This window comes from Arsenicicoccus dermatophilus (genome assembly GCF_022568795.1).
Taxonomy (GTDB): Bacteria; Actinomycetota; Actinomycetes; order Actinomycetales; family Dermatophilaceae; genus Arsenicicoccus; species Arsenicicoccus dermatophilus.
Map to the genome: position 1 here is coordinate 2349223 of NZ_JAKZHU010000001.1, position 22788 is coordinate 2372010.

21 protein-coding genes and 1 other RNA gene are annotated in these 22788 nt (G+C 72.6%); 10 read left to right on the top strand and 12 right to left on the bottom strand.

Annotated elements, in window-relative coordinates; all coding sequences use genetic code 11:
• The first annotated feature begins 5 nt into the window (after positions 1 to 5).
• Positions 6 to 1316 carry a nicotinate phosphoribosyltransferase gene (locus tag MM438_RS10865; protein WP_338155543.1) on the top strand — a complete coding sequence of 437 codons (1311 nt, stop codon included), beginning with the start codon at positions 6 to 8 and terminating at the stop codon, positions 1314 to 1316.
• Entirely contained in the window at positions 1313 to 1939 is a 627-nt protein-coding gene (locus MM438_RS10870; protein WP_241452508.1) for an isochorismatase family protein, read from the top strand. Before MM438_RS10865 ends, MM438_RS10870 begins: the two co-directional genes overlap by 4 nt.
• A 257-nt stretch (positions 1940 to 2196) precedes the next feature.
• Here the strand turns inward: MM438_RS10870 and MM438_RS10875 are convergent, their stop codons facing one another.
• Positions 2197 to 3141 (bottom strand): RDD family protein, encoded by a 945-nt coding sequence (locus tag MM438_RS10875; RefSeq protein ID WP_241452509.1) that lies wholly within the window; start codon positions 3139 to 3141, stop codon positions 2197 to 2199.
• An 89-nt stretch (positions 3142 to 3230) separates the two neighbouring features.
• On the opposite strand from MM438_RS10875, the gene MM438_RS10880 reads away from it, so the two are divergent.
• The 3 genes from MM438_RS10880 to MM438_RS10890 all read left to right on the top strand — a co-directional run bounded on the left by MM438_RS10880 (position 3231) and on the right by MM438_RS10890 (position 7558).
• Positions 3231 to 4964 (top strand): ABC transporter ATP-binding protein, encoded by a 1734-nt coding sequence (locus MM438_RS10880; protein WP_241452510.1) that lies wholly within the window; start codon positions 3231 to 3233, stop codon positions 4962 to 4964.
• Positions 4965 to 5035: 71 nt separating this feature from the next.
• Positions 5036 to 7045, top strand: a complete 2010-nt coding sequence (locus MM438_RS10885; protein ID WP_241453443.1) for an ABC transporter ATP-binding protein — start codon at positions 5036 to 5038, stop codon at positions 7043 to 7045.
• 9 nt (positions 7046 to 7054) lie between these two features.
• Positions 7055 to 7558 carry a hypothetical protein gene (locus MM438_RS10890; protein WP_241452511.1) on the top strand — a complete coding sequence of 168 codons (504 nt, stop codon included), beginning with the start codon at positions 7055 to 7057 and terminating at the stop codon, positions 7556 to 7558.
• Between the two features lie 143 nt (positions 7559 to 7701).
• Here the strand turns inward: MM438_RS10890 and hppD are convergent, their stop codons facing one another.
• Complete coding sequence (gene hppD, locus MM438_RS10895; RefSeq protein WP_241452512.1) at positions 7702 to 8910, bottom strand: 4-hydroxyphenylpyruvate dioxygenase; 1209 nt, start codon at positions 8908 to 8910, stop codon at positions 7702 to 7704.
• A 110-nt stretch (positions 8911 to 9020) separates the two neighbouring features.
• Between hppD and MM438_RS10900 the strand changes: the two genes are divergently transcribed.
• A complete protein-coding gene (locus tag MM438_RS10900; RefSeq protein WP_241452513.1) occupies positions 9021 to 9497 on the top strand; it encodes an Lrp/AsnC family transcriptional regulator in 477 nt (158 codons plus the stop codon).
• Positions 9498 to 9554: 57 nt separating this feature from the next.
• Here MM438_RS10900 and MM438_RS10905 read toward each other — a convergent pair whose 3' ends face one another.
• From MM438_RS10905 to MM438_RS10930, 6 genes are all read right to left on the bottom strand, one after another.
• Positions 9555 to 10535 carry a TolB-like translocation protein gene (locus tag MM438_RS10905; protein ID WP_241452514.1) on the bottom strand — a complete coding sequence of 327 codons (981 nt, stop codon included), beginning with the start codon at positions 10533 to 10535 and terminating at the stop codon, positions 9555 to 9557.
• 175 nt (positions 10536 to 10710) lie between these two features.
• Positions 10711 to 12465 carry a DEAD/DEAH box helicase gene (locus MM438_RS10910; RefSeq protein WP_241452515.1) on the bottom strand — a complete coding sequence of 585 codons (1755 nt, stop codon included), beginning with the start codon at positions 12463 to 12465 and terminating at the stop codon, positions 10711 to 10713.
• A 196-nt stretch (positions 12466 to 12661) separates the two neighbouring features.
• Entirely contained in the window at positions 12662 to 12808 is a 147-nt protein-coding gene (locus MM438_RS10915) for a hypothetical protein (RefSeq protein WP_241452517.1), read from the bottom strand.
• 106 nt (positions 12809 to 12914) lie between these two features.
• On the bottom strand, positions 12915 to 13220 hold the full coding sequence (locus MM438_RS10920; protein ID WP_241452518.1) for a DUF3039 domain-containing protein: 306 nt from the start codon (positions 13218 to 13220) through the stop codon (positions 12915 to 12917).
• Between the two features lie 38 nt (positions 13221 to 13258).
• Positions 13259 to 13822: a YqgE/AlgH family protein gene (locus MM438_RS10925; protein WP_338155544.1), complete on the bottom strand. Its 564-nt coding sequence runs from the start codon at positions 13820 to 13822 to the stop codon at positions 13259 to 13261.
• A gap of 115 nt (positions 13823 to 13937) precedes the next feature.
• A complete protein-coding gene (locus tag MM438_RS10930) occupies positions 13938 to 15353 on the bottom strand; it encodes a DEAD/DEAH box helicase (protein ID WP_241452519.1) in 1416 nt (471 codons plus the stop codon).
• A gap of 45 nt (positions 15354 to 15398) precedes the next feature.
• Between MM438_RS10930 and MM438_RS10935 the strand changes: the two genes are divergently transcribed.
• Positions 15399 to 16322: a hypothetical protein gene (locus tag MM438_RS10935; RefSeq protein ID WP_241452520.1), complete on the top strand. Its 924-nt coding sequence runs from the start codon at positions 15399 to 15401 to the stop codon at positions 16320 to 16322.
• A gap of 333 nt (positions 16323 to 16655) precedes the next feature.
• Positions 16656 to 17075 (top strand): thioredoxin, encoded by a 420-nt coding sequence (gene trxA, locus MM438_RS10940; protein ID WP_241452521.1) that lies wholly within the window; start codon positions 16656 to 16658, stop codon positions 17073 to 17075.
• A 144-nt stretch (positions 17076 to 17219) separates the two neighbouring features.
• On the opposite strand, the gene ssrA is transcribed toward trxA, so the two are convergent.
• Positions 17220 to 17585, bottom strand: a transfer-messenger RNA (tmRNA) gene (ssrA, locus tag MM438_RS10945).
• Positions 17586 to 17711: 126 nt separating this feature from the next.
• Positions 17712 to 18569 (bottom strand): PI-PLC domain-containing protein, encoded by an 858-nt coding sequence (locus tag MM438_RS10950; protein ID WP_241452522.1) that lies wholly within the window; start codon positions 18567 to 18569, stop codon positions 17712 to 17714.
• Positions 18570 to 18783: 214 nt separating this feature from the next.
• Between MM438_RS10950 and MM438_RS10955 the strand changes: the two genes are divergently transcribed.
• Positions 18784 to 19566 carry an isoaspartyl peptidase/L-asparaginase family protein gene (locus tag MM438_RS10955; RefSeq protein ID WP_241452523.1) on the top strand — a complete coding sequence of 261 codons (783 nt, stop codon included), beginning with the start codon at positions 18784 to 18786 and terminating at the stop codon, positions 19564 to 19566.
• Positions 19567 to 19606: 40 nt separating this feature from the next.
• Here MM438_RS10955 and MM438_RS10960 read toward each other — a convergent pair whose 3' ends face one another.
• Both MM438_RS10960 and MM438_RS10965 read right to left on the bottom strand, forming a co-directional pair.
• Positions 19607 to 20674, bottom strand: a complete 1068-nt coding sequence (locus MM438_RS10960) for a 3-hydroxyisobutyryl-CoA hydrolase (RefSeq protein WP_241452524.1) — start codon at positions 20672 to 20674, stop codon at positions 19607 to 19609.
• A gap of 37 nt (positions 20675 to 20711) precedes the next feature.
• Positions 20712 to 21980, bottom strand: coding sequence for an MFS transporter (locus MM438_RS10965; RefSeq protein WP_241452525.1), 1269 nt, complete (start codon positions 21978 to 21980; stop codon positions 20712 to 20714).
• Between the two features lie 242 nt (positions 21981 to 22222).
• On the opposite strand from MM438_RS10965, the gene MM438_RS10970 reads away from it, so the two are divergent.
• A complete protein-coding gene (locus MM438_RS10970; RefSeq protein ID WP_241452526.1) occupies positions 22223 to 22693 on the top strand; it encodes a hypothetical protein in 471 nt (156 codons plus the stop codon).
• The last annotated feature ends 95 nt before the right edge of the window (positions 22694 to 22788 follow it).

The window sequence follows — 22788 nt, forward strand, 5'->3', positions numbered from 1 at the left end:
GTCGCGTGACTAGCGACGTGGCCGGCACGGCCCTCCTCACCGACCACTACGAGCTGACGATGCTGCAGGCGGCCCTGCACTCGGGGGCGGCCCACCGGGACTGCGTCTTCGAGGTCTTCGCCCGGCGGCTGCCGGACGGGCGACGGTATGGCGTCGTCGCGGGCACCGGCCGGGTGGTCGAGGCGATCCGGCGCTTCCGGTTCGGCGACGACGAGATCGCCTTCCTGCGTGAGCACGAGGTCGTGGACGAGACCACCCTGGAGTTCCTCGCGGGCTACCGCTTCAGCGGCGACGTGTGGGGCTACCCGGAGGGCGAGGTCTACTTCCCCGGATCGCCGATCCTCGTCGTCGAGGGCACCTTCGCCGAGGCCTGCATCCTGGAGACGCTGGTCCTGTCGATCATGAACCACGACTCCGCCATCGCCGGCGCGGGCTCGCGGATGGTCACCGCCGCCGAGGAGCGCCCGCTGATCGAGATGGGTTCGCGGCGCACCCACGAGGAGGCGGCCGTGGCGGCCGCGCGCGCGGCCTATATCGTGGGCTTCGACAAGACGTCCAACCTCGAGGCGGGTCGGCGGTATGGCGTGCCCACGACGGGCACCTCCGCGCACTCGTTCACCCTGCTCCACGACACCGAGCACGACGCCTTCCAGGCGCAGGTGGAGTCGCTGGGCAAGAGCACGACGCTGCTGGTCGACACCTATGACGTCAAGGCCGCCGTGGCCGAGGCCGTCGCCGTCGCCGGTCCCGAGCTGGGTGGCGTGCGGCTGGACTCCGGCGACCTGGTGGCGCAGGCCCGGGAGGTACGCGCCCAGCTCGACGAGCTCGGGGCGACCACGACCCGCATCACCGTGACCAGCGACCTGGACGAGTACGCCATCGCCGCGCTGGCGGCCGCGCCGGTGGACGGCTACGGCGTGGGCACCTCGCTGGTGACCGGATCGGGCGCCCCGACGGCGGGCATGGTCTACAAGCTCGTCTCCCGCAAGGGCGACGACGGCCAGTGGGTCTCGGTGGCCAAGGCCTCCGTGTCCAAGACCTCCGTCGGAGGCCGCAAGTACGCCCTGCGCCGCCTGGACGAGCGCGGTGCCGCCGAGGCCGAGGTGATCGGCATCGGCGAGCGCCCGACCGACGACGGCAACGACCGTGAGCTGCTGGTGCAGCTGATGGCGGGCGGTGAGGCGTGCGGCGACCAGTCACTGGCGGCCGCCCGGGCGCGGCACGAGTCGTCGGTCGCCGAGCTGCCCGCCCGCGCCCGCCGGCTGTCCCGCGGCGAGCCGGCGATCCCGACGATCTACGAGGACGACGAGCGATGAGCGACGCCAAGGTCGTCCACGACGAGCAGGGTCCCGGCAGGGCTCGCGCGCTGGTGGTCGTGGACGTGCAGCGGGACTTCTGCGAGGGCGGGTCGCTGGCCGTCGCGGGTGGCGCGGCCGTGGCCGCGGACGTCGCCGACCTGCTCCTGTCGCCGGCGGTGCGGGAGTACGCGCACGTCGTCGCGACCGCGGACTGGCACGTCGACCCCGGCGACCACTGGTCCGAGACCCCCGACTACGTCGACTCCTGGCCGGTGCACTGCCGGGTCGGCACCTCGGGCGCCGAGGTCCACCCGCGCCTGGAGCCGGCCCTCGGCCACGTCGAGGAGACCTTCCGCAAGGGCGAGCATGCCGCTGCCTACTCGGGATTCGAGGGTCGATCGGTCGCCGGCGAGACGCTCGCCGACTGGCTGCGCGCCCGGGGGACCACCGCCGTGGACGTCGTGGGCATCGCCACCGATCACTGCGTGCGGGCGACTGCGCTCGACGCGGCCCGCGAGGGCTTCGACACGCGCGTCCTGCTCGACCTCACTGCCGGGGTCGCCGCCGACACCACCAGCCGGGCGCTGGCCGAGCTGCGGGCCGCGGGCGTGGAGCTCGACGGCACCCCACGCGTGGGCTGACCGGCACCACCGACCTGGGCTGCGAGCGCAGGAGGTGCGCAGATCCACGCCGGGCACCCGTGGAGGGCACGGGCTCAGCGGTGTCGAGCAGCAGCGCCCCGGCCCCGGTCCCCCGCCCGGCGAGAGAGGTGAACAGCACCTGCACCACCCCGAGCTCGTGCCACGGACGGCCGTGTGCCTGCTCCCAGAGCCCTTCGACCAGCCGCGCGTCGCGACCTCGTCGTCGCGGCGCGGCCGGACGAGGATCTCGGAGGCGGTCATGGCCGGGTGGTCGGGCCGTCGTCGCCGGGGGCCTGGCCGGGGAGGCCCGGACCGACCCGGCCGCCATCCTCGCGGGCGACGCGTCCGCGGACCACCAGGGTGCGGCCGGCCTTGTCGTGCAGGGCCTGACGCTGCTTGTCCCCGAGCGGCCACAGCACGTCCACGAGGCTGAACACCATGCCCAGGAAGGGGATGGGCACCAGGTCGCCGAGCCGCTTGACGACGGTGCGGGCTGCGAGCCGGCCGAAGGGCACGGTCAGGGGTGCCTCGGCCCGTCGGACGCTGATGTCGGTGGCGGCGCGCCCGAGGGTGCGGCCCCAGCGCGACAGGCAGCCGATCTCGTAGACGAAGAACACCGCCAGGGTGACCGCCCCGACCTGCAGGAGGGTCGTGGTGTCGGGCTGCGGGATCGCGGGCATGGTGGTCGTCGTCTCCGGCTGGGCGGCGACCTGGTCCATCCACGCCTGCACCTCGGGGATCCAGTCGCGCAGCAGGCTGATCGCGAGCGGGACCGTCAGCAGGGAGAGCAGGAGGCTGTCCAGGACGTGGGCTCCGACGCGTCGCCACCACCCCGCCAGCGGCTGGCCGTCCGGGCCCACGGGGCCCGCGGCATACGCCGGCCAGTGGCCCGGGGGGACCTGGCCCTGCTGGGGCCAGGATCCGTACGACGGCTGCCCGTAGCTGCCCGGTCCGTACGTGCCCGTCCCGTAGCCGCCCTGGCCCCCGCCCTGGCCCGACGGCACGACGTACGGACTGGCCCCGGCGGGACCCTGGCCGGTCGGCCGGTGGAAGTCCTCGGCCCGCTGCCCCTCGCCGATGCTGGACCGCTGCACCTGCGGCGCGACCTTGGGGGCGCGGTGGTCGGTCCACGTCACCCCGTCGAAGTAGCGCAGGAACGCGGGGTCCTGAGGATCGTCGTACCACCCTGAAGGCTGCGTCATGCCCCTAGGGTGCCACGTCACCAGGTCGTCACCCCCCGTCCCGGCGAAGTCCGGGAGGATGTCGCACCGGGGGGGATAGCGTGGGCATCGTGCTCTCCGCGATCCTGCGCCGCCACCTGTCCCGCCACCGGGGCGCCCTCCTGATCGTCGCCGCCTTCCAGACCCTCCAGGTCCTCTGCAACCTCTACCTGCCCACCCTCAACGCCGACGTCATCGACAAGGGCGTCGCGACCGGGGACACGGGCTACGTGCTCCGCGTCGGCGCCCTGATGCTGGGCGTGACCGTGCTGCAGATCCTCACCAACCTCACCGCCATCTACTTCGGAGCCCGCACCGCGATGCGCCTCGGGCGTGACCTGCGGGCGGAGGTCTTCGAGCACGTCGAGACCTTCGCGGCGGAGGAGCTCGGGCGCTTCGGCGCGCCGTCGCTCATCACCCGCACGACCAACGACGTGCAGCAGGTCCAGATGTTCGCCTTCCTCACCCTGGTCCTGGTGTCCTCGACCCCGGTGACGATCATCGGCTCGGTGGTCCTCGCCCTGCACCACGACCGGGCGCTGTCCGCGCTGCTGCTGGTCGTCGTGCCGGTGCTGCTCGTCTCGCTCGGGCTGCTCATCTGGCGGCTGCACCCGCTGTTCCGCCGGATGCAGGTCCAGGTCGACACGGTCAACCAGATCCTGCGCGAGCAGATCACGGGCGTCCGTGTCATCCGGGCCTTCGTCAAGGACCGCGCCGAGCAGGAGCGCTTCGCGGTCGCCAACGAGGACCTGCGGGACGTGTCGATCCGGGCGGGGCGGCTGATGACCTCGATGTTCCCGCTGATCATGCTCGTCATGAATGCCTCGACCGTGGCGCTGGTGTGGTTCGGCGGCCTGCGGATCGACAGCGGCGACATGCAGGTCGGTGACCTCGTCGCGATGATGACCTACCTGATGAACATCCTCATGTCGGTGCTCATGGCCTCGATGATGTTCATGGTCCTGCCGCGGGCCCAGGTGTCAGCCAGGCGCATCGACGAGGTGCTCGGCACCAGCCCGACGATCCTGCCGCCCGCGGACCCGGTGCGCGGCGCGGTGCACGAGGGGGTGGTGCGGCTGGAGGACGTCTCCTTCACCTATCCCGGCGCCGACGACCCGGTGCTGCGCGGCATCACCCTGGAGGCCAGACCCGGCCGGACCCTGGCGGTCATCGGCTCCACGGGAGCCGGCAAGACCACGGTGCTCAACCTCGTGCCGCGCCTGATGGACGTCACCACGGGGCGGGTGACCATCGACGGGGTGGACGTACGCCGGCTGGACCCGGCCGAGCTGTGGGGCTGCTTCGGACTCGTGCCGCAGCGGCCCTACCTGTTCTCCGGGACCGTCGCGAGTAACCTGCGGCTCGGGCGCGAGGACGCCACCGACGAGGAGCTGTGGGCGGCGTTGGAGATCGCCCAGGCCCGTGACTTCGTCGAGGCGATGGAGGGGCAGCTGGACGCTCCCATCAGCCAGGGCGGCACCACGGTGTCCGGCGGGCAACGACAACGCCTCGCCATGGCCCGCGCGATCGTGCGCCGACCGCTGGTCTACCTCTTCGACGACTCCTTCTCCGCGCTCGACTACGCCACGGACGCGGCCCTGCGCCACGCGCTGACCCCCGTGGTGCGTGAGGCCACCGTCATCGTCGTGGCCCAGCGGGTCAGCACCATCCGCGACGCGGACGAGATCGTCGTCCTCGACGAGGGCGAGATCGTCGGCCGCGGCCGGCACGCCGACCTCATGGCCGGCTGCGAGACCTACCGCGAGATCGTCCTGTCCCAGCTGAGCCAGGAGGAGGCGGCGTGAGCCCCGCCACCAGCGAGCGCCCCCAGCCGCAGGACGCCGGTCGCGCCCCGCAGGGCCGGCGGGCCGGGCACATGGGTGCCGGCGCCCCCGTCGTGCGGCCCGACGACTTCCGCGCCTCCGGGCGGCGGCTCCTGCGCGAGCTGATGAGCCACCGGGGGCACGTCCTCGCCATACTCCTGCTCGGCGTCGTCGGGGTGACCCTGGGCGTCGTGGGCCCCAAGATCCTCGGCCGCGCCACCGACCTGGTCTTCGCCGGCGCCATGGGCAGGACCCTGCCCGCCGGGACGACCCGCGACCAGCTCGCCGAGTCCCTGCGAGCCCACGGTCGGGGCCAGCTGGCCGACCTCGTGTCCGGCATGCCGGACCTGGTGCCCGGGCACGGCATCGACACCGACGCGGTCGCCCGCCTGCTGCTGCTCGCCCTGGCGCTGTTCGTCCTGTCGTCCCTGCTCACCTGGGTGCAGGTCTGGCTGACGACCACCGTGGTGCAGCAGACGGTCTACCGGATGCGGCGCAACGTCGAGCTCAAGCTGGAGCGCCTGCCGCTGCGCTACTTCGACACCGAGGCCCGCGGGGAGATCCTGTCCAAGGCCACCAACGACGTCGACAACGTCGGGCAGTCCGTGCAGCAGACCATGACCCAGCTGCTCAACTCCGCCCTGACGGTGGTGGGGGTCATCGTCATGATGCTGACGATCTCCCCGTTGCTGACGATGATCGCGATCATCAGCGTGCCCGTGGCGGCCTGGCTGACGATGGTCATCGCCAAGCGGGCGCAGCCGCAGTTCCGCGAGCAGTGGGCCGCGACCGGACGGCTCAACGGTCACGTCGAGGAGGCCTACACCGGCCAGCTCCTCGTCAAGGTCTTCGGCCAGCAGGCCGAGTCGCAGCGGGAGTTCGCCCGGCACAACGAGGCCTTGTACGACGCGGGCTTCCGCGCGCAGTTCGTCTCCTCGATCATCCAGCCGGCGATGTGGTTCGTCTCCAACGTCAACTTCGTGCTCATCGCCGTCCTGGGCGGCCTGCGGGTGGCCTCGGGCGCCCTGTCGATCGGCGGGGTCCAGGCCTTCATCCAGTACACCCGCCAGCTGAGCCAGCCCCTCGGCCAGATGGCCGCCATGGCCAACATGCTGCAGTCGGGTGTGGCCTCGGCGGAGCGGGTCTACACCCTGCTCGACGCCCCTGAGGAGTCGGCGGACCTGGTCGCGCCGGCGACGTCCGCCACCGACACGTCGGCCACGCCGGACGCCCCGGGCCCCACGGGTGCCGGTCGGACGCCGACCCGGCCGGTCGCCGGACGGGTGGCCTTCGAGGACGTGTCCTTCGCCTACTCCCCCGACCAGCCGCTCATCCAGCACCTCGACCTGGTCGCCGAGCCCGGCCAGACCATCGCGATCGTCGGCCCCACCGGCGCCGGCAAGACCACCCTGGCCAACCTCCTGCTGCGGTTCTACGACGTGGACGGGGGCCGGATCACCCTCGACGGCAAGGACATCCGCGACCTTCCTCGGGGCGGGCTGAGGTCGGCCTTCGGCGTGGTGCTGCAGGACACCTGGCTGTTCAGCGGCACCATCCGGGACAACATCGCGTATGGCGCGGAGCACCCCACCGAAGCCCAGGTGGTGGCCGCCTCCCAGGCCGCCCACGCCGACCACTTCGTCCGCACCCTGCCCGACGGCTACGACACCGTCCTGGACGACGAGGGGTCGGCACTGTCCACCGGTCAGCGGCAGCTGCTCACCATCGCCCGCGCCTTCCTTGCCGACCCGGCGATCCTGCTGCTCGACGAGGCCACCAGCTCGGTCGACACCCGCACCGAGGCCCTGGTCCAGCAGGCCATGGACCGGCTCCGTCAGGACCGCACCAGCTTCGTCATCGCGCATCGGCTGTCGACCATCCGGCACGCCGACCGGATCGTGGTGATGGAGCACGGGCAGATCGTGGAGCAGGGCTCGCACGAGGCGCTGCTCGCGCAGCGCGGCGCCTATGCGCGCCTCTACCGCGCGCAGTTCCGCGGAGCGCTCGCGGAGGACCTGGAGGAGCCGACCCCGACGCAGATCCGCACCACCGCGCGGCGCTAGGGTGCGGCCATGATCTACCAGCTGGAGTCATGGGGCCGCACGGTCCTTCCGTGTCCCTGTCCCCTGGCCGACCGTCGGGTGCTCTACACCGGGAGGATCACCGAGGACCTCGAGACCTGTGCCGTCTACTGGATGTTCCTCTACGACCACGACGGCTACCGCGAGGTCTTCGTGGAGATCGCGATGGGCTCCTTCGAGGAGGGCTACGCGGACCACGTGACCTTCGCGGCGCGGACCGGGCGGGTCGCACCGCGACCGGGCGCCCCGATCGGGTCGACCTTCGTCGACAGCCAGGCCGCGTCCTCACCGCTGCCGCTCAACGGCGAGTTCCTCTCCCCCGCCCAGGCCCGCCACCACGAGTGGGCCGACACCTTCTGGGCCTTGGACGACCACCTGCTGACGATCTTCCCCGAGGTGGGCGCCCACCTGGCGGGAGAGCCGTCGATGGGCGACGAGTATCCGCACGAGGCGGGCGACTTCGTCGTCGACCTGCCCGACCTCACCCCCGCCTGACCTGGCCGCCCGGACTCGCGCCCCCGGGGCCTTCCGGCACACGCCGCCGATGACGCCGCCGCAGGCCCCGCGGACCCGGACGTGAGAGCGGCCGCCGACCCCACGCCGTTGTGGGGTCGGCGGCCGCCGTCCTGGAGAGTCGATCAGAAGTTGCCGCGCAGCTCCTGCTCACGCTCGATCGCCTCGAAGAGCGCCTTGAAGTTGCCCTTGCCGAAGCCGAGCGACCCGTGCCGCTCGATCAGCTCGAAGAACACCGTCGGGCGGTCACCCAGCGGCTTGGTGAAGATCTGCAGCAGGTAGCCGTCCTCGTCGCGGTCCACCAGGATGCCGCGCGACTGCAGCTCCTCGATCGGCACGCGCACCTCGCCGATGCGGGCCCGCAGCTCCGGGTCCTCGTAGTACGTGTCCGGGGTGGCGAGGAACTCCACGCCGTTGGCGCGCAGCTCGTCGACGGTCCGGATGATGTCCCCGGTCGCGAGAGCCAGGTGCTGGGCGCCGGCACCCTGGTAGAACTCGATGAACTCGTCGATCTGCGACTTCTTCTTGCCGACCGCGGGCTCGTTGAGCGGGAACTTCACCCGGTGGTTGCCGTTGGCGACGACCTTGGACATCAGCGCGGAGTAGTCCGTCGCGATGTCGTCACCGATGAACTCGGCCATGTTCACGAAGCCCATGACGCGGTTGTAGAAGTCGACCCACTCGTCCATCTTGCCCATCTCGACGTTGCCGACGATGTGGTCGAGGGCCTGGAAGAGGCGCTTGGGCGCACCCTCGCGGCGGACGAAGGAGGAGGACATCGGCGTGTAGCCGGGCCAGTACAGGCCGGTGTAGCGGGAGCGGTCCACGAGGGTGTGGCGGGTCTCGCCGTACGTCGCGATCGACGCGTAGCGAATGGTGCCGAGCTCGTCGGAAACCTCCCGGGGCTCCTCGATCACGGTGGCGCCGCAGGCCTTGGCCTGCGCGACGCACTTGTCGACGTCGGGGACCTCGAGCGCGATGTCGACGACACCGTCACCGTGACGGCCGTGGTGCGCGACGAGGGGGCTCTCCGGGTCGACCGCGCCCTTGAGGACGAAGCGGATGGATCCCGAGCGCAGCACGAAGGACTTGTGGTCGCGGTTGCCGTTCTCGGGGCCGGAGTAGGCCTCGAGCGTCATGCCCCACGCAGACTGGTAGTAGTGAGCCGCCTGGGTGGCGTTGCCGACGACGAACACGATGGCGTCCCAGCCGGTCACCGGGAAGGGGTCCTGCGCCTCGTCGTAGTCCACGAGGCCCACCAGCTGCTTGAGCTGGTTGAGGTCGAGGTCGGCCTGGCGCTCCTGCGCCGTAAGGTCAAGCGTCGTGTCGGTCATGGTGCCTAACTGTGTGGGTCACCTGACTCTCCGGCAACCTTGACCCTGTTCACTGGTCAACCTGCCCAGCGGCATGCCGAACTTCCCCCACCGGGTGGACAATGTGCCTCATGGGCATCGACGACCTGGACCGCCGGATCCTGCACGCCTTCACCGCGGACCCGCACCTGGGGGTGCTGGGCGCGGCCCGGCAGCTCGGGGTCGCCCGCGGCACCATCCAGTCGCGGCTGGACCGGCTGCAGGAGCGCGGCGTCATCCGGTCGCTCGCCCCCACCGTCGACCCGGCAGCGCTGGGCTATCCGGTGATGGCCTTCGTCACCCTCGAGATCCGTCAGGACCACGGGCACGAGCGGGTCGTCGCCGAGCTGGAGCGCATCCCCGAGGTCCTCGAGGCGCACACCATCACCGGCAGCGGCGACATCTGGATCCGACTGGTGGGGCGGGACAACGCCGACGTCCAGCGAGTGCTCGACGACGCGGTCGCGGGCGGGTCGGTGATCCGGACGACCACCGTGATCTCCCTGGCGACCCGCCTCGCGACCCGCACCACACCCCTGGTGGACGCGGCGGTCGACCACGCCCCCTGAGCGGCATGGTGCCTGCCCCACCGCCTGCGCCCCCAGGGGCACGTGGGCGCTCTCGACTCAGCGGCCGGTGAACTTGCGGTCGAGGACGACGCCCTTGGTGGCGCGATAGGGCAGCCGCGCGTAGGTCGCGTCGACGGGTGCGGCCCCGATCTTGCGCAGGTAGCTCTTGACCGGGGTCACCGAGTCCCGCGTGAACCTCAGGTGCGCGACCTTGACGCCACGGGGGCGAGCCGGCGACACGTGGACCATGTCGTAGCCGTTCTTGACGTAGACCGGCACCACGGCGATGCTGCCGACCACGCCGGCGACGTCGGTGCTGGAGTCGCCGCTGACCCGCGGCCAGGACCGCATGGTCGACGGGCGGTCGGCGGAGACGACGGCGACGTTCCCGTTGTCCTCGACGCCCCACGCGACGGCCATGTCGTGGTTGCCGAGCCAGGTCCGCACCATGGGAATCGCCTGGTCGTGCGCCGGCAGCCCGCCCCCTCGGACCGGGAAGGTCTCCTCGGCGATGGGCCGCATGCCCGTCCCGCTCACCGGCCCGACCTGCAGCGACGCGGTGCCGCGTCCGTCCCGGTCGGTGTCGGGCGACAAGCGGGTGACGGCCAGGCGCCGACCGTCGGGCGAGACCTTGGCAGCCTGCACGCCCGTCATGAGGGCGGTGACCCGGCCGCCGCGGATGCGCAGCAGCTGCCCGTCATAGGGCGTGCGTCCCTCCTTGACCACGAGGACCGATCCGTCCGGCGCGATCGACGCCCCCTGGAGGGGGTTGCGGCCGCCGGTCATCGGGGCGGTCGCGAGGGTCGCGGTGACGGCCCCGGTGGCCCGGCTGACCAGCTGCAGGCGAGCGGTCCTGCCCACGTGGGTGGCGACGAGGTACGACCTCTTGACGGCGGGCGTGGCGGCGGCAGGCCGGGCGGCCACGGCGGTCGGACGGGCGGCGACGGTCGTCGTCGCTGGCGCGGCTGCCACGGCGGTGGCCGTCGACAGGGCCGCGAGCGCGGCGGCGGTGCAGGTGACGATCGTGGTGCGGTGCATGATCTCTCCCTCGGTACGACGCCCTCCCCCTGGCGGGCGTCCGCCTACATCCTGCTCCCCGCGAACGGGGATGACCAGGACCAGATCCGACATGGTCAGGGCAGGCTACCGGACACCCCCGACCGGGTGGTGACCCGGTCGCCCCCTGCGGCGGCCGACGCCGTCGCCGCGCCCGTCACCGCCGGCCGACGAACCAGTTGCGGATCTTGTCGATCCGGGCGGCCACCTGCTCGCTCGAGGCCTGGTCCAGGGCCGGGCCGCCGCACACCTGCCGCAGCTCGGCGTGCACGATCGCGTGCTTGGTGCCGGTCTTGCGGGCATAGGCCGACACCAGCTTGTTGAGCTCCTTGCGCTGGGCCTGCAGCGCGCGATGCGTGGACAGCTCCTCGTGGCGTTCCTGCGCCCGGGCGTTGGGCTGCTGCCGGCGCTGGCGCTCGCGCAGCAGGTGCGCCATCTGGTCGGGCTCGAGCAGGCCCGGCAGCCCGAGATAGCCGTCCTCCTCCGCCGACCCGACGTCCGCGACGAGCCCGAACTGCTGGGCGTCGAAGAGCACGTGGTCGAACTCCGCGTCGGACTCCAGCGCCTCGAAGGAGCCCTGCAGCTCGTCGCTGGCGCCCTCCGCGCGGTTGGCCTCCTCCAGCAGGCCGTCCTCCTCGGCCCACAGCGGCTCCTCCTCGCCCGGCTTCTTCGGCCGGTCGAGGGCGTGGTCTCGCTCCTCCTCGAGGCGGGCGGCGTGCTCGAGCAGGGTGGGCACCGAGGGGAGGAAGACCGACGCGACCTCGCCGCGCTTGCGGGCCCGGACGAAGCGCCCCACGGCCTGGGCGAAGAACAACGGCGTCGACGTCGAGGTGGCGTAGACCCCGACGGCGAGACGCGGCACGTCGACGCCCTCGGACACCATGCGCACCGCGACCATCCAGCGGTCGGTCGACGACGCGAAGGTCTCGATCCGCTTGGAGGCGCCCGCGTCGTCCGACAGGACCACGGTGGGCTTCTCGCCGGTCAGCTCGTGCAGCAGCCGGGCATAGGCACGCGCGTTGGTCTGGTTGGTGGCGATGACCAGCGCCCCGGCGTCGGGCACGTGCCGACGCACCTCGGTGAGGCGCTTGTCCGCGGCGCGCAGCACCGAGGGGATCCACTCCCCCTGCGGTGACAGGGCGGTGCGCCAGGCGTGGGCGGTCAGGTCCTTGGTCAGCGGCTCCCCGAGGCGGGCGGCCAGCTCGTCGCCGGCCCGGGTGCGCCAGCGCATCGCGCCGCCATACGCCATGAAGAGCACCGGCCGCACCACCCCGTCACGCAGCGCCTCGGCATAGCCGTAGGAGTAGTCCGACGCCGAGCGGCGGATCCCGTCGGGTCCCTCCTCGTAGCGCACGAAGGGGATGGGATTGGTGTCGGAGCGAAAGGGCGTGCCCGTCAGGGCCAGTCGCCGCGCCGCGGGCTCGAAGGCCTCGCGGATGGCGTCGCCCCAGGACTTGTTGTCGCCGCCGTGGTGGATCTCGTCCAGGATCACCAGGGTGGGCGCGGCCTCGGTGCGCGCCTTGTGCAGCTGCGGCTTGGTGGCGACCTGGGCATAGGTCAGCGCCACCCCGTCGAAGGCCTTGTTGTGCGCTCCCGCCGCGTTGGTGAAGGTCGGGTCCAGCTGGATCCCCACGCGGGCGGCCGCCTCGGCCCACTGGACCTTGAGGTGCTCGGTGGGGGCGACCACGGTGATCCGGCGCACCACCCCGCGGCGCAGCAGCTCGGTGGCGACGCGCAGGGCGTATGTCGTCTTGCCGGCGCCGGGCGTGGCCACGGCCAGGAAGTCGCGCGGCCGGTCGGTGAGGTAGCGCTCCAGCGCCTCCGCCTGCCAGGCTCGCAGCTTGCCCGCCGTCCCCCAGGCCGCTCGCTCGGGAAAGGCTGGGGACAGGTGCTCGGCGGCAGAGGTACTCATGGCGTCCTGCAGGCTAGACGGTTTCCCTGATCAACATGCCGAGCGGGGGTCCTTGACAGCCCTGACGTGGACCGACGGCGACCCGCCCGGGCCGGGGCGGGCCGACGTCGGCCTGGGGACGACCGCACCGCCGGGCGCGGCGTCACGCAGGCGACGCGAGGTGGACGACGCGAGGTGGTCCCCCTGGCGTCGGCGATCAGTCGATGCGGATCAGGGTGTCCGGCGACTGTTCGATCCGGATGACCGTGTCGGTGCTGCGGGCGGCCTGGGCCGAGGCGCCACCGGCGACCAGGGTGAGGCCGGCCACGGCGAGGGCGGTGACGATGCGAGTGACGAGGCGCATGACGGTGTCCTTCGGTCGCGGTGCTGGTGCGATCTGCACCTGTCACTCAGAGTAGAGGAAATATCCGCTTTCAGTCACTGAAAGTTACTTCTCGTGAGCGGACCGCTCAGTCCTCGCCGTCCTGCGGTGCCCGCAGACCCTCGTAGATCTCCTTGCAGATGGGGCACACCGGGAACTTCTTCGGGTCCCGGCCGGGCACCCAGATCTTGCCGCACAGCGCCACCACGGGCTCGCCGCTCATCGCCGACTCGAGGATCTTCTCCTTGCGGACGTAGTGCGAGAAGCGCTCGTGGTCGCCGGGCTCCTGGAGCTGCTCCTCGACCTCTTCGCGCTCGAGGACGGCGGTGGAGGTGCTCAGCCCGCCCGGCTCGGCGAAGGGGTCCGGCGGCATCTCGGGATATCCCTGACTCATGCGGGCCAGTGTAGGCAGCGCCGCGCAGGTCGGCCCCCTCAGTTGTAGTCCTCGTCGTCGGGGAAGTACGCCGCCAGTGCCACCCGGCCCGGCTGTCGTCGCATCACCCGGTGCCACAAGGTCGTCGGGTCGTCGGTGAGGATGTCGCCGGGCTCCCGGTCCACGACGTACCAGGACCGCTCGTGCACCTCCGCCTCCAGCTGCCCCGCCGTCCACCCGGCATAGCCGGCGTAGACGCGCACCCCGCTCGCGGCGGCCATCACCGGCGCAGCGTCGGAGTCCAGGTCGACCACGCCCACTCCCCCGAAGAGCCGCTGCACGCCGGGGATCTCACGCTGGGCCAGGCCCGGCACGACGGCAACGCCCAGGGCCGAGTCCAACCCGACCGGGCCGCCCTGGAAGAGCACCTCCGGGGCCACGACGTGCTCCTGCCAGCCGTCCAGGACGGCGTCCACGGGGGCGTCCACGGGCTTGTTGAGGACCACCCCCTGGGCGCCGTCGTCGCCGTGGTGCAGCACCAGCACCACCGAGCGCGCGAAGATCCCCTCGTCGATGGCGGGCATGGCGACCAGCAGTCGTCCGGTGAGGTCGGGGGTCAGCACAGGGCCATTGTGCACACGAGGAGGTCCTGGCGGCCTGCGACAGCGGCCCGTATGGCGGCAGGCGCCGCTCCCCGCTGCGGGGAACGGCGCCTGCCGGTGCTCATGGACCGGGCGATCAGCCCTCATGGCGACGGCTGCCGCGGTAGCCGCCCCGGTCACGGTCGTTGCCGCGGTCCCGGTCGTTGCTGCGGAAGGTGCGGTCGTTGCGGCGACCCACGTGCTGGTAGCGCGACCCGCTGCGACGGAAACCACCGCGCGACGGCCGCGGCTCGCCCTCGATCAGGCGGCGGTAGCGCCCCTCGTCGACGGCCTCGCCGGACGGGGTGCGCGCGCCGACGCCGTCATACAGCCGCTGGTCGCCGGGGGCCATCTTGACCGGGGTGACGTCCACGCCCGCCTGCTCCACCAGCCGCTCCATCTGGCGGCGCTGGTGCGGCAGCGCGAGGGTCACCACGGTGCCGCGCTCCCCCGCGCGGGCGGTGCGGCCCGAGCGGTGCAGGTAGTCCTTGTGGTCGGCCGGCGGGTCGACCTGCAGGACCACGGACACGTCGTCGACGTGGATGCCGCGGGCCGCGACGTCGGTGGCGACGAGGACCGGCAGGGTGCCGTCCTTGAAGCCGGTGAGGACGCGGTTGCGCTGCACCTGGGAGAGGCCACCGTGCAGGGCCGCTGCGAAGACGCCCTGCTCGCGCAGCTGCAGCGCGACACGGTCGGCGCCCAGCTTGGTGCGCACGAAGACGACGGTGCGGCCGGTGCGGTTGGCCACCTCGGCGGTGATGACCTTCTTGTGCATCGGGTCGATCAGCAGGATGTGGTGGTCCATCGTGTCGACGCTGGCGGTGCCCGGGTCGGTCTCGTGGGTCACCGGGTCGACGAGGTAGCGCTCGACCACCGTGTCGATGCCGCGGTCCAGGGTCGCGGAGAACAGCAGCCGCTGACCGCCCGCCGGGATGAGGTCGAGGACCTCGCTGATGGCCTCCAGGAAGCCCATCTCGGCCATGTGGTCGGCCTCGTCCAGGACCGCGATCTCGACGTGGGACAGGTCGGCCGCACCGCGATCGATGAGGTCCTTGAGCCGGCCCGGGGTGGCGACGAGGACGTCGAGGCCCTTCTCCAGCGCGGCGATCTGCGGCGGGTAGGGCATGCCGCCCGCCACGAGCTTGTGACGCAGGCCCATCACGTGGACCAGCGGCTGCAGCGCGTCGCTCACCTGCTGGGCGAGCTCACGGGTCGGCACCAGCACGATCGAGCGGACCTGGCCGGGCTTGGCGTGGCCGCCCGCCGCGAGGCGGGTGATGAGGGGCAGCCCGAAGGACAGGGTCTTGCCGGAGCCGGTCTGGCCGCGGCCGAGGACGTCCCGGCCCGCGAGGGCGTCGGGGATGGTCGCGACCTGGATCGGGAAGGGCGTGGTGATGCCGTCGCGGGCGAGGCGCTCGACGAGGGCGTCGGGCAGGCCGAGCGCCGTGAAGCCGTTGTCCTCGGTCACCTCGGCATCCGCGTGCTCGGCCGGGAGGTCGACGGCCAGGCCCATCGCCTGACGCTCCTCCTCGTCGCTCCAGGAGCGGGAGCGCTCGTCGTGCAGGGCACCCGGCTGCTCGGCGTCGAAGCGGTCGCGGCGGGGGCGGTCGTCACGGTCGAAACGCGGCTTGCGGTCGAAACCCCCGCCGCGCTGCGGCCGGTCGTAGCCACCCTCACGACGCGGGCCGTCGTAACCACCCTCACGACGCGGCCGGTCGTCACGGTCGAAACGCGGCTTGCGGTCGAAACCCCCACCGCGCTGCGGCCGGTCATAGCCACCCTCACGACGCGGGCCGTCGTAACCACCCTCACGACGCGGCCGGTCGTCACGGTCGAAACGCGGCTTGCGGTCGAAACCCCCACCGCGCTGCGGCCGGTCATAGCCACCCTCACGACGCGGGCCGTCGTAACCACCCTCACGACGCGGGCCGTCGTAACCACCCTCACGACGCGGCCGGTCGTCACGGTCGAAACGCGGCTTGCGGTCGAAACCCCCACCGCGCTGCGGCCGGTCATAGCCACCCTCACGACGCGGGCCGTCGTAACCACCCTCACGACGCGGCCGGTCGTCACGGTCGAAACGCGGCTTGCGGTCGAAACCCCCACCGCGCTGCGGCCGGTCATAGCCACCCTCACGACGCGGGCCGTCGTAACCACCCTCACGACGCGGCCGGTCGTCACGGTCGAAACGCGGCTTGCGGTCGAAACCCCCACCGCGCTGCGGCCGGTCATAGCCACCCTCACGACGGGGACGGTCGTCCCGCTCGAAGCGCGGCTTGCGGACGACGCCCTCGCGCTGGGGTCGGTCGTCACGGTCACCCTGGCCGCGGTGGGTGGAGGGGGCGCGGCGTGCGTCGACCTTCTTGGCGGTGCTCCAGCGGGCCTTCTTGGGCGCGCCGGATCGATTGATGTTGCTCATGAGCAGTTTTCCCTGTTCGCAGAGGCAGGCACGCTTCGAGCCACCTGGCGAGGGCAACGATGAAGACGAGCCTCAGGCTCCAGCTGCGGGAGCCCGGTCGGGCCGGTCGGAGGATTGCCGCCGGCGTCGTCTCGCTTCTCGTGGGCCGCCGTCGGGCAGCGGCCATGAGGGCTGGTGAGCCCGGCCCCAGGGGGGCGATCGCCGTGGAGTGAACGAGCACCGTGAGCCGGGCTCGGTCTCCGCACCTGCCCCTGCGACCCGACATACGCGGAAGACCTCCGACGCACGTCGATCCCAGGGCAGGACAAGCGAGACTGTGCACCCATGGTAGCAGTCCCCGTCGGACCCCGGCCGGCCGCGGGGAATCCCCAGGCGCCCCGGCTCGTTGGCAGGGGCATGAGCACCCGCGAGATCACCGAGGCGACCTTCGAGTCGACCATCCAGGACAACGACATCGTCCTCTTCGACTTCTGGGCCGCCTGGTGCGGGCCGTGCCGCCAGTTCGCCCCGGTCTTCGAGGCTGCGTCGGACACGCACGAGGACGTGGTCTTCGGCAAGATCGACACCGAGGCCGAGCAGGGTCTGGCGTCGATGCTGCAGATCACCTCGATTCCCACGATCATGGCCTTCCGCGAGGGTGTGCCGCTGGTCATGCAGCCCGGCGCCCTGCCCCCGGCCGCGCTGGAGGACCTGATCTCCCAGATCAAGGCGCTCGACATGGAGACCGTCAAGCGCGAGTATGCCGAGCAGCTCGCCACGCACCAGGCCCAGCAGGGCCAGACGGGCACCTCCCCCACCGACATCCCCGGCCTGTGAGCTCCCGGCCCGGGACGGTCGATCCCGGGCCGCCGACCACCACTGAGGACGAGCAGCAGGGATGACGAGGGCCCCACCCGGCGAGCGGGTGGGGCCCTCGTCATCCCTGCTGACGGTCCACGGCGTGACGTGCCTGACTTCTGGTGGTGGAGGTGGCGGGAATCGAACCCGCGTCCGCCGACGACGCACCAGGGCTTCTCCGGGCGCAGTGCGCTGAGGATTTTCTCGGCCCCAGGGCTCGCGCGCACACGTCCCCTGACAGGCCCAGTCGAGAAGGAGTCCCGCGCGCCGTCCCGACACCGGCGCGCAGCAAGATCTCTAGCTGATGCCGAGCACTAGGACGAGATCAGGCCTAGGTCGACAGACTTCGGGCTCGCTCAGGCGGCGAGGGCGAAGTCGGTGCGCTTGGAATTGGCACCTATTGGTTTGCTGAGGGCGTTAACGAGACAACTCAGCATCCTCGGCCCGCTTCCCCTGGCAGATCGACCGACGTCGAAACCGATCACCCCCATGGGACGGGCACGTCACGCTGTGGACTTGTCAAGCAGCGCCGGGCGGACCCGGCCAGACCCGTGAGTCTACCCGGCGCAACGAGGCGGGCACGACCGAGATTCCCGGCCGTGCCCGCCTCGTCGGTCAGCGCCCGCGCAGGTAGCTCTCCAGCACGGCGAGGTTGTCGGAGTTGAGCCAGTGCACGCCGGCAGCCTTCTCGGCGTTCCAGACGTTGCGGCGCTTGGCGGCCGTGGCCGGGTCGTCGAGGTCCGGGGTGCCGTAGAACCGCAGCGTGTAGCCGTGTTCCTGGGCCTTGGCGGCATAGGCCTCGAGGCGGGCCTTCTGGTCGGCCGGGATCGGGTAGCCCCCACGCCAGGTGAAGGTCTCCCACCAGTCCCCGCTGACCATGGGCATGAGCTCGGGCGACAGCCCCCGGTCCAGGTCGCCGAGGCCACCGTCGTAGGCCGACCAGCGGGTCGGCGCGGACGAGATCTGGGTGAGGCTGCGCTTGCCGGAGATCACGGCCATCACCGGAGCGGGGCTGCGGACCCCGTCCTGCCAGTGGGTGATCAGCTCGGGGTGGGCGGCGAGCGCCTTCTCGACGACCGGCCAGGTGGTCGGTCCGTCCGACTTGACGTCGATCAGCAGCTGGAAGGTGCCCGACCAGCCGGAGTAGACCGAGCCGCCGCGGGTGGCGACGCGCTCGGCGAGGGGCTCGAGGTACTTGCCCTCGAGGGTCTTGCGGCAGTCGGGCGCGGTGTGGCCCAGGCACAGCTGGCCCTCGACCAGCCAGACGTCGGCCTCGACGCTGGTGAAGCCGTGGTCGAGGGCGTCCTGAAGGGGACGCGCGTGGAGGTAGTCGTTGTGGGCGTGGGCGCCGTCCACCGGCTGGACGTCGGCGGACAGGGGGGCGGCGACGGCTGCGGGGGCGGCGGGGACGATCAGCGTGGCGGCGGCGAGGGACGCGAGGGCGAGGCCGCGAAGGCGGCTGAGGGTGCGCATGACTCACACGCTAGAGACGCCGGGTGAACGCCGTGCGAAGGGCATGAGGACCGGCATACGACAATGGCCGTATGACGTCCCTGCCGCCTGTCGTGCTCACCCACCTGCCTGCCGGGGACGCCCCCGCGATCGCGCTGCACGGGGGTGCGGGCGTCGACCCGGCCACGTTGTCCCCCGCCCAGGAGCGGGCCGCCACGTCGGCGCTGGTGGGGCCGTGGCCGCTGGTCGCGCGGTGCTCGACGCGGGCGGGTCGGCCCTGGACGCGGTGTGTGCGAGCGTCGTGGTGCTGGAGGACAGCGAGTGCTTCAACGCCGGTCGTGGGGCCGCCCTGACGACGGAGGGGACCGCCGAGCTGGACGCCGCGGTGATGCTGGGCGACTCCCGCGCCGGGGCGGTGACCTGCGCCAACGGGCCGCGCAACCCCGTCATGGCGGCGCGGGCCGTGATGGAGCAGACCGACCACGTGCTCATGGCGATGCCGCGACGGGTCGTGCTGGAGGAGTGGGGGCTGGAGGTCGTCGACCCGTCGTACTACGTCACCGAGGCGCGGCTGCAGATGCTCCGCGAGACGGGCCACTTCCTGGAGTACCGGCACGGCACGGTGGGCGCGGTCGCCCGGGACCGCGCGGGCCACGTGGCCGCCGCGACGTCGACGGGCGGGATCACCGCGCAGCTGCCGGGGCGGGTCGGCGACAGCCCCCTGATCGGCGGTGGTACCTGGGCGTCGGACGAGACGGTGGCGGTGTCCTGCACCGGGCAGGGCGAGGTCTTCGTCCGCGGGGCGGTGGCGCACGAGATCCACGCCCGGCTGCGCTGGGGCGGGCAGCCGCTGGAGCAGGCGGTGCGCGAGGCGCTCGACGAGCTCGTGGGGGCGCGCGGCGCCGACGGCGGCCTGGTGGCGGCGACGCCGGCGGGCGAGGTGGTGCTGGCGTTCGACTCTCCCGGGATGTATCGCGCCCACGACGTGGGCGACGGCCCGGTCGTCGCCATCGCCTGACGGCTTCCCCCGTCCGCGGACGGGGGGACGCCGGGTGCGGTCAGGGGCGGACGAACATGCCCGTCACGACGTCGAGCGGCACGTCCTCGACCCGGTCGTAGAGCCACCGCGGCGGCTCGCCCTGGCCCTTGTCGACCAGCACGTGCCGCACCCCCTCGGGCATGTCCGAGCGCTCCCAGAAACGGTGCCCCAGCACCAGGTCCTGCGCGAGCACCTCGTCGACCGAGCTCATCCCCGTCGCGCGCCGCACCGCCGCGAGCGCCACGCACACCGACAGCGGCGACTTGGTGCGGATGACCGCGGCGCACTCGCGGGCCGCCTCGACCGGGCTCGCCTCGAGCCGCGCCAGGATCGCCGCGGCGTCGTCCCCGGCGAAGGCCTCGTCGATCCAGTCCCGCTGCGCCATCAGCGGACTCGCCATGATGTCCTCGTCGGCGTCCACCTCGCCGCAGTCGGCGGTGAGCCGTTCCCCCGCCTCCAGCCGGTCGAGCAGCCCGGGGATCTGCTCGGTGAGCACCAGCGCGTCGGCGAACCCGGTCGCGACGGCGTCGGCCCCGGTCATCGAGGCGCCGGTCATCGCGAGGTAAGCCCCGAGCTCGCCGGGCGCCTTGGCCAGCCACCAGCTGCCCGCCACGTCGGGGAAGAAGCCGATCGCGGTCTCCGGCATCGCCAGCCGGGTCCGCTCGGTCACGAGCCGCAGCGACCCGTGCGCCGAGACGCCGACACCGCCGCCCATGACGATCCCGTCCATGAAGGCGACGTAGGGCTTGGGATAGGAGGCGATCTGGGCGTCGACGGCATACTCCCGCTCCCAGAAGTCCACCGCGTCGCGCCGCCCGGCCAGGGTGGCCTCGCGGGCGGCCCGCATGTCGCCGCCCGCGCACAGGCCCTTGGGCCCGACGCCCTCGATGCTGACGCTGACGACGCCGTCGTCGGCCGCCCACTCGGTGAGCTGCTCGCGCATCGAGTCGATCATCGGCGTGGTGAGCGCGTTGATCGCCCGGGGACGGTTGAGCAGGATCCGGCCGAGGGCTCCGCGGCGCTCGTAGACCACGTCCTCGGTGTGGCCGGGGCGGGCCAGGGCGGCGATGGGCAGGCTCTCCGGCATACGACTGTCTCCTCCGTGGGCTGCGATCGCCCCGAACCTATCGCGGCGCCCCGGCACCGCTGCGGTCAGGCCCGCCGAGGCGGCGCACCCGCACCGCGCAGAGGCCGACGACCAGGCAGGCGGGCAGGCAGGAGAGAGCGAGCGCCGGGTAGCCGAGCGCGCCGACGACGACGCCGGCGAGCGCCCCGCCGACGGCGGCCGTCAGTCCCATGCACAGGTCGGACAGCCCCTGGACCGGGGCGCGCGCGAGCAGCGGGGTGGCGCCCACCAGCGAGCTCGACGCGCCGATCATCGCGAAGGCCCAGCCGATCCCCAGCCCGAAGAGCGCCAGCGACAGCAGCCACGAGGCCCCGGCGTGGGTGAGCGCAGCCAGCGCGACCGACGCCGCCTCCACCGCGGCACCGAGGAGCATGACCCGCCAGGCACCCCAGCGGTCGACGAGCCGCCCGACGAGGGGCGAGAAGGCATACATGCCGAGGATGTGGCCGCTGATGGTCAGCCCGATGACCTGCACCGACGCGGCTCCGTGGCGCATGTGGATGGGGGTCATGATCATCACGCCGACCATGACCGTCTGGGCCAGGGCGATGGCGACCATGCAGGCGGCGACCGTCGGCCGGGTGCGCACCACCTCCCACGCCGAGACCTCCTGGGTGGGGCGGCCCGGCTCCTGGCGGGCGGCGAGCAGCGGGTCCGGTCGCAGCAGCAGGTGCACCAGCGCGATGGTGACGAGCAGGGCGAGGGCGGTGAGCAGGAAGGCGCCGGTGAGCGAGGGCAGGCCCAGCCGTATGGCGAGCGACCCGCCCAGACCCGCGAGGTTGGGGCCGGTGACCGCCCCGATGGTGGTCGCCCACACCACGAGGGACAGGTCGCGACCGCGGTGCTCCTCGGTCGCGAGATCCGTGGCGGCGAACCGGGACTGGGAGTTGGCGGCGCCCGCGGCCCCGAAGAGCGTGGCGGCCCCGAGCAGCAGCGGGAAGGACCGCAGGACGCCGGCGAGGACGCAGAGCAGCGCCCCCGTCATCCCGATCCCGTAGCCGATGACCAGGCCGACCCGGCGCCCGCGGGCGGTCATCACGCGGGACAGGACGAAGGCCCACAGCGCGGCGCCCGTCACCTGGGCGGTCTGCGACAGGCCGGCCAGCGACTCACGACCGGACACGTCGGCGGCCAGCAGGGTGGCGACGGTGATGCCGGTGGTGACGCCGACGCCGCCGACGGCGTTGGTGACCGCGAGGGTGCGGACGGTGCGGCGCTGCGCCGCGGCGCGCGCGGGGCTGTCGGGCAGGAGCACGTCGCCGGTCACCCCGGCAACCTACCGCCGGTGGCCGGGTGAGCCGGGGGTCGGGGCGCAGGCGGGTCCGACGACCGGCGGCAGGTGTGGCCACGCCTTCCCCGGCGCTCTCGTGCCCGGGCCTGGCAGCGCTCCCTGGGAATACCCCGAGCGGCTCCTGGATAATGCTGGGGGACAACGGTCCTCGTCTCGACCGCGCCCGGCCCGGCCGCTAGGGTCGACGGGCCACGCCACCACGGTCAGGAGGAGGAGCCATGTCGCTGGTCACCGGCACCCGATCGCTCCTCGCCGGAGCCCTGGTGGGACTCCTGCTGTCCGGCCGGACCCACGCCGGATCGGCCCGGACGCTGCGCCGCACCACGCGGATGCTGCACCGGACGACCCGGCCCGCACGCACCGCGCCTGGACGGACGACACCCCGACGCACGATGCCGGGCGGTGCCCCACCGGTCACCACCACCGTCCTGGTCGGCGGGCAGGACGAGCGGTCGCCGGGCACCTGCGAGCTCACCATCGCCTGCCCCGACCGGGCCGCCCTCGAGGTGCGGGTCAGCGTCGGTGGGCGGGCCGCCACCTCGCCCGCGCCGACTGCGGGCAGACCCGCCGGAGCCACGGTCACCGTCCGGGTCGCCGCCCCGCGCGGCGGGCACCGCCGCACCGTGCAGATCACGCCGGCCGGGACCCCCCGGGCGTATGTCGCGTACGACATCGCCCAGGTCGCCTGATCCTTCGCGACGCATCCCGCGGCACCGTCGGCCGTCCCGCCGGGCAGCGCGGGCGAGGCCCTGCCGGACACCGAGAGCAGAGCACCGGTCGGGCC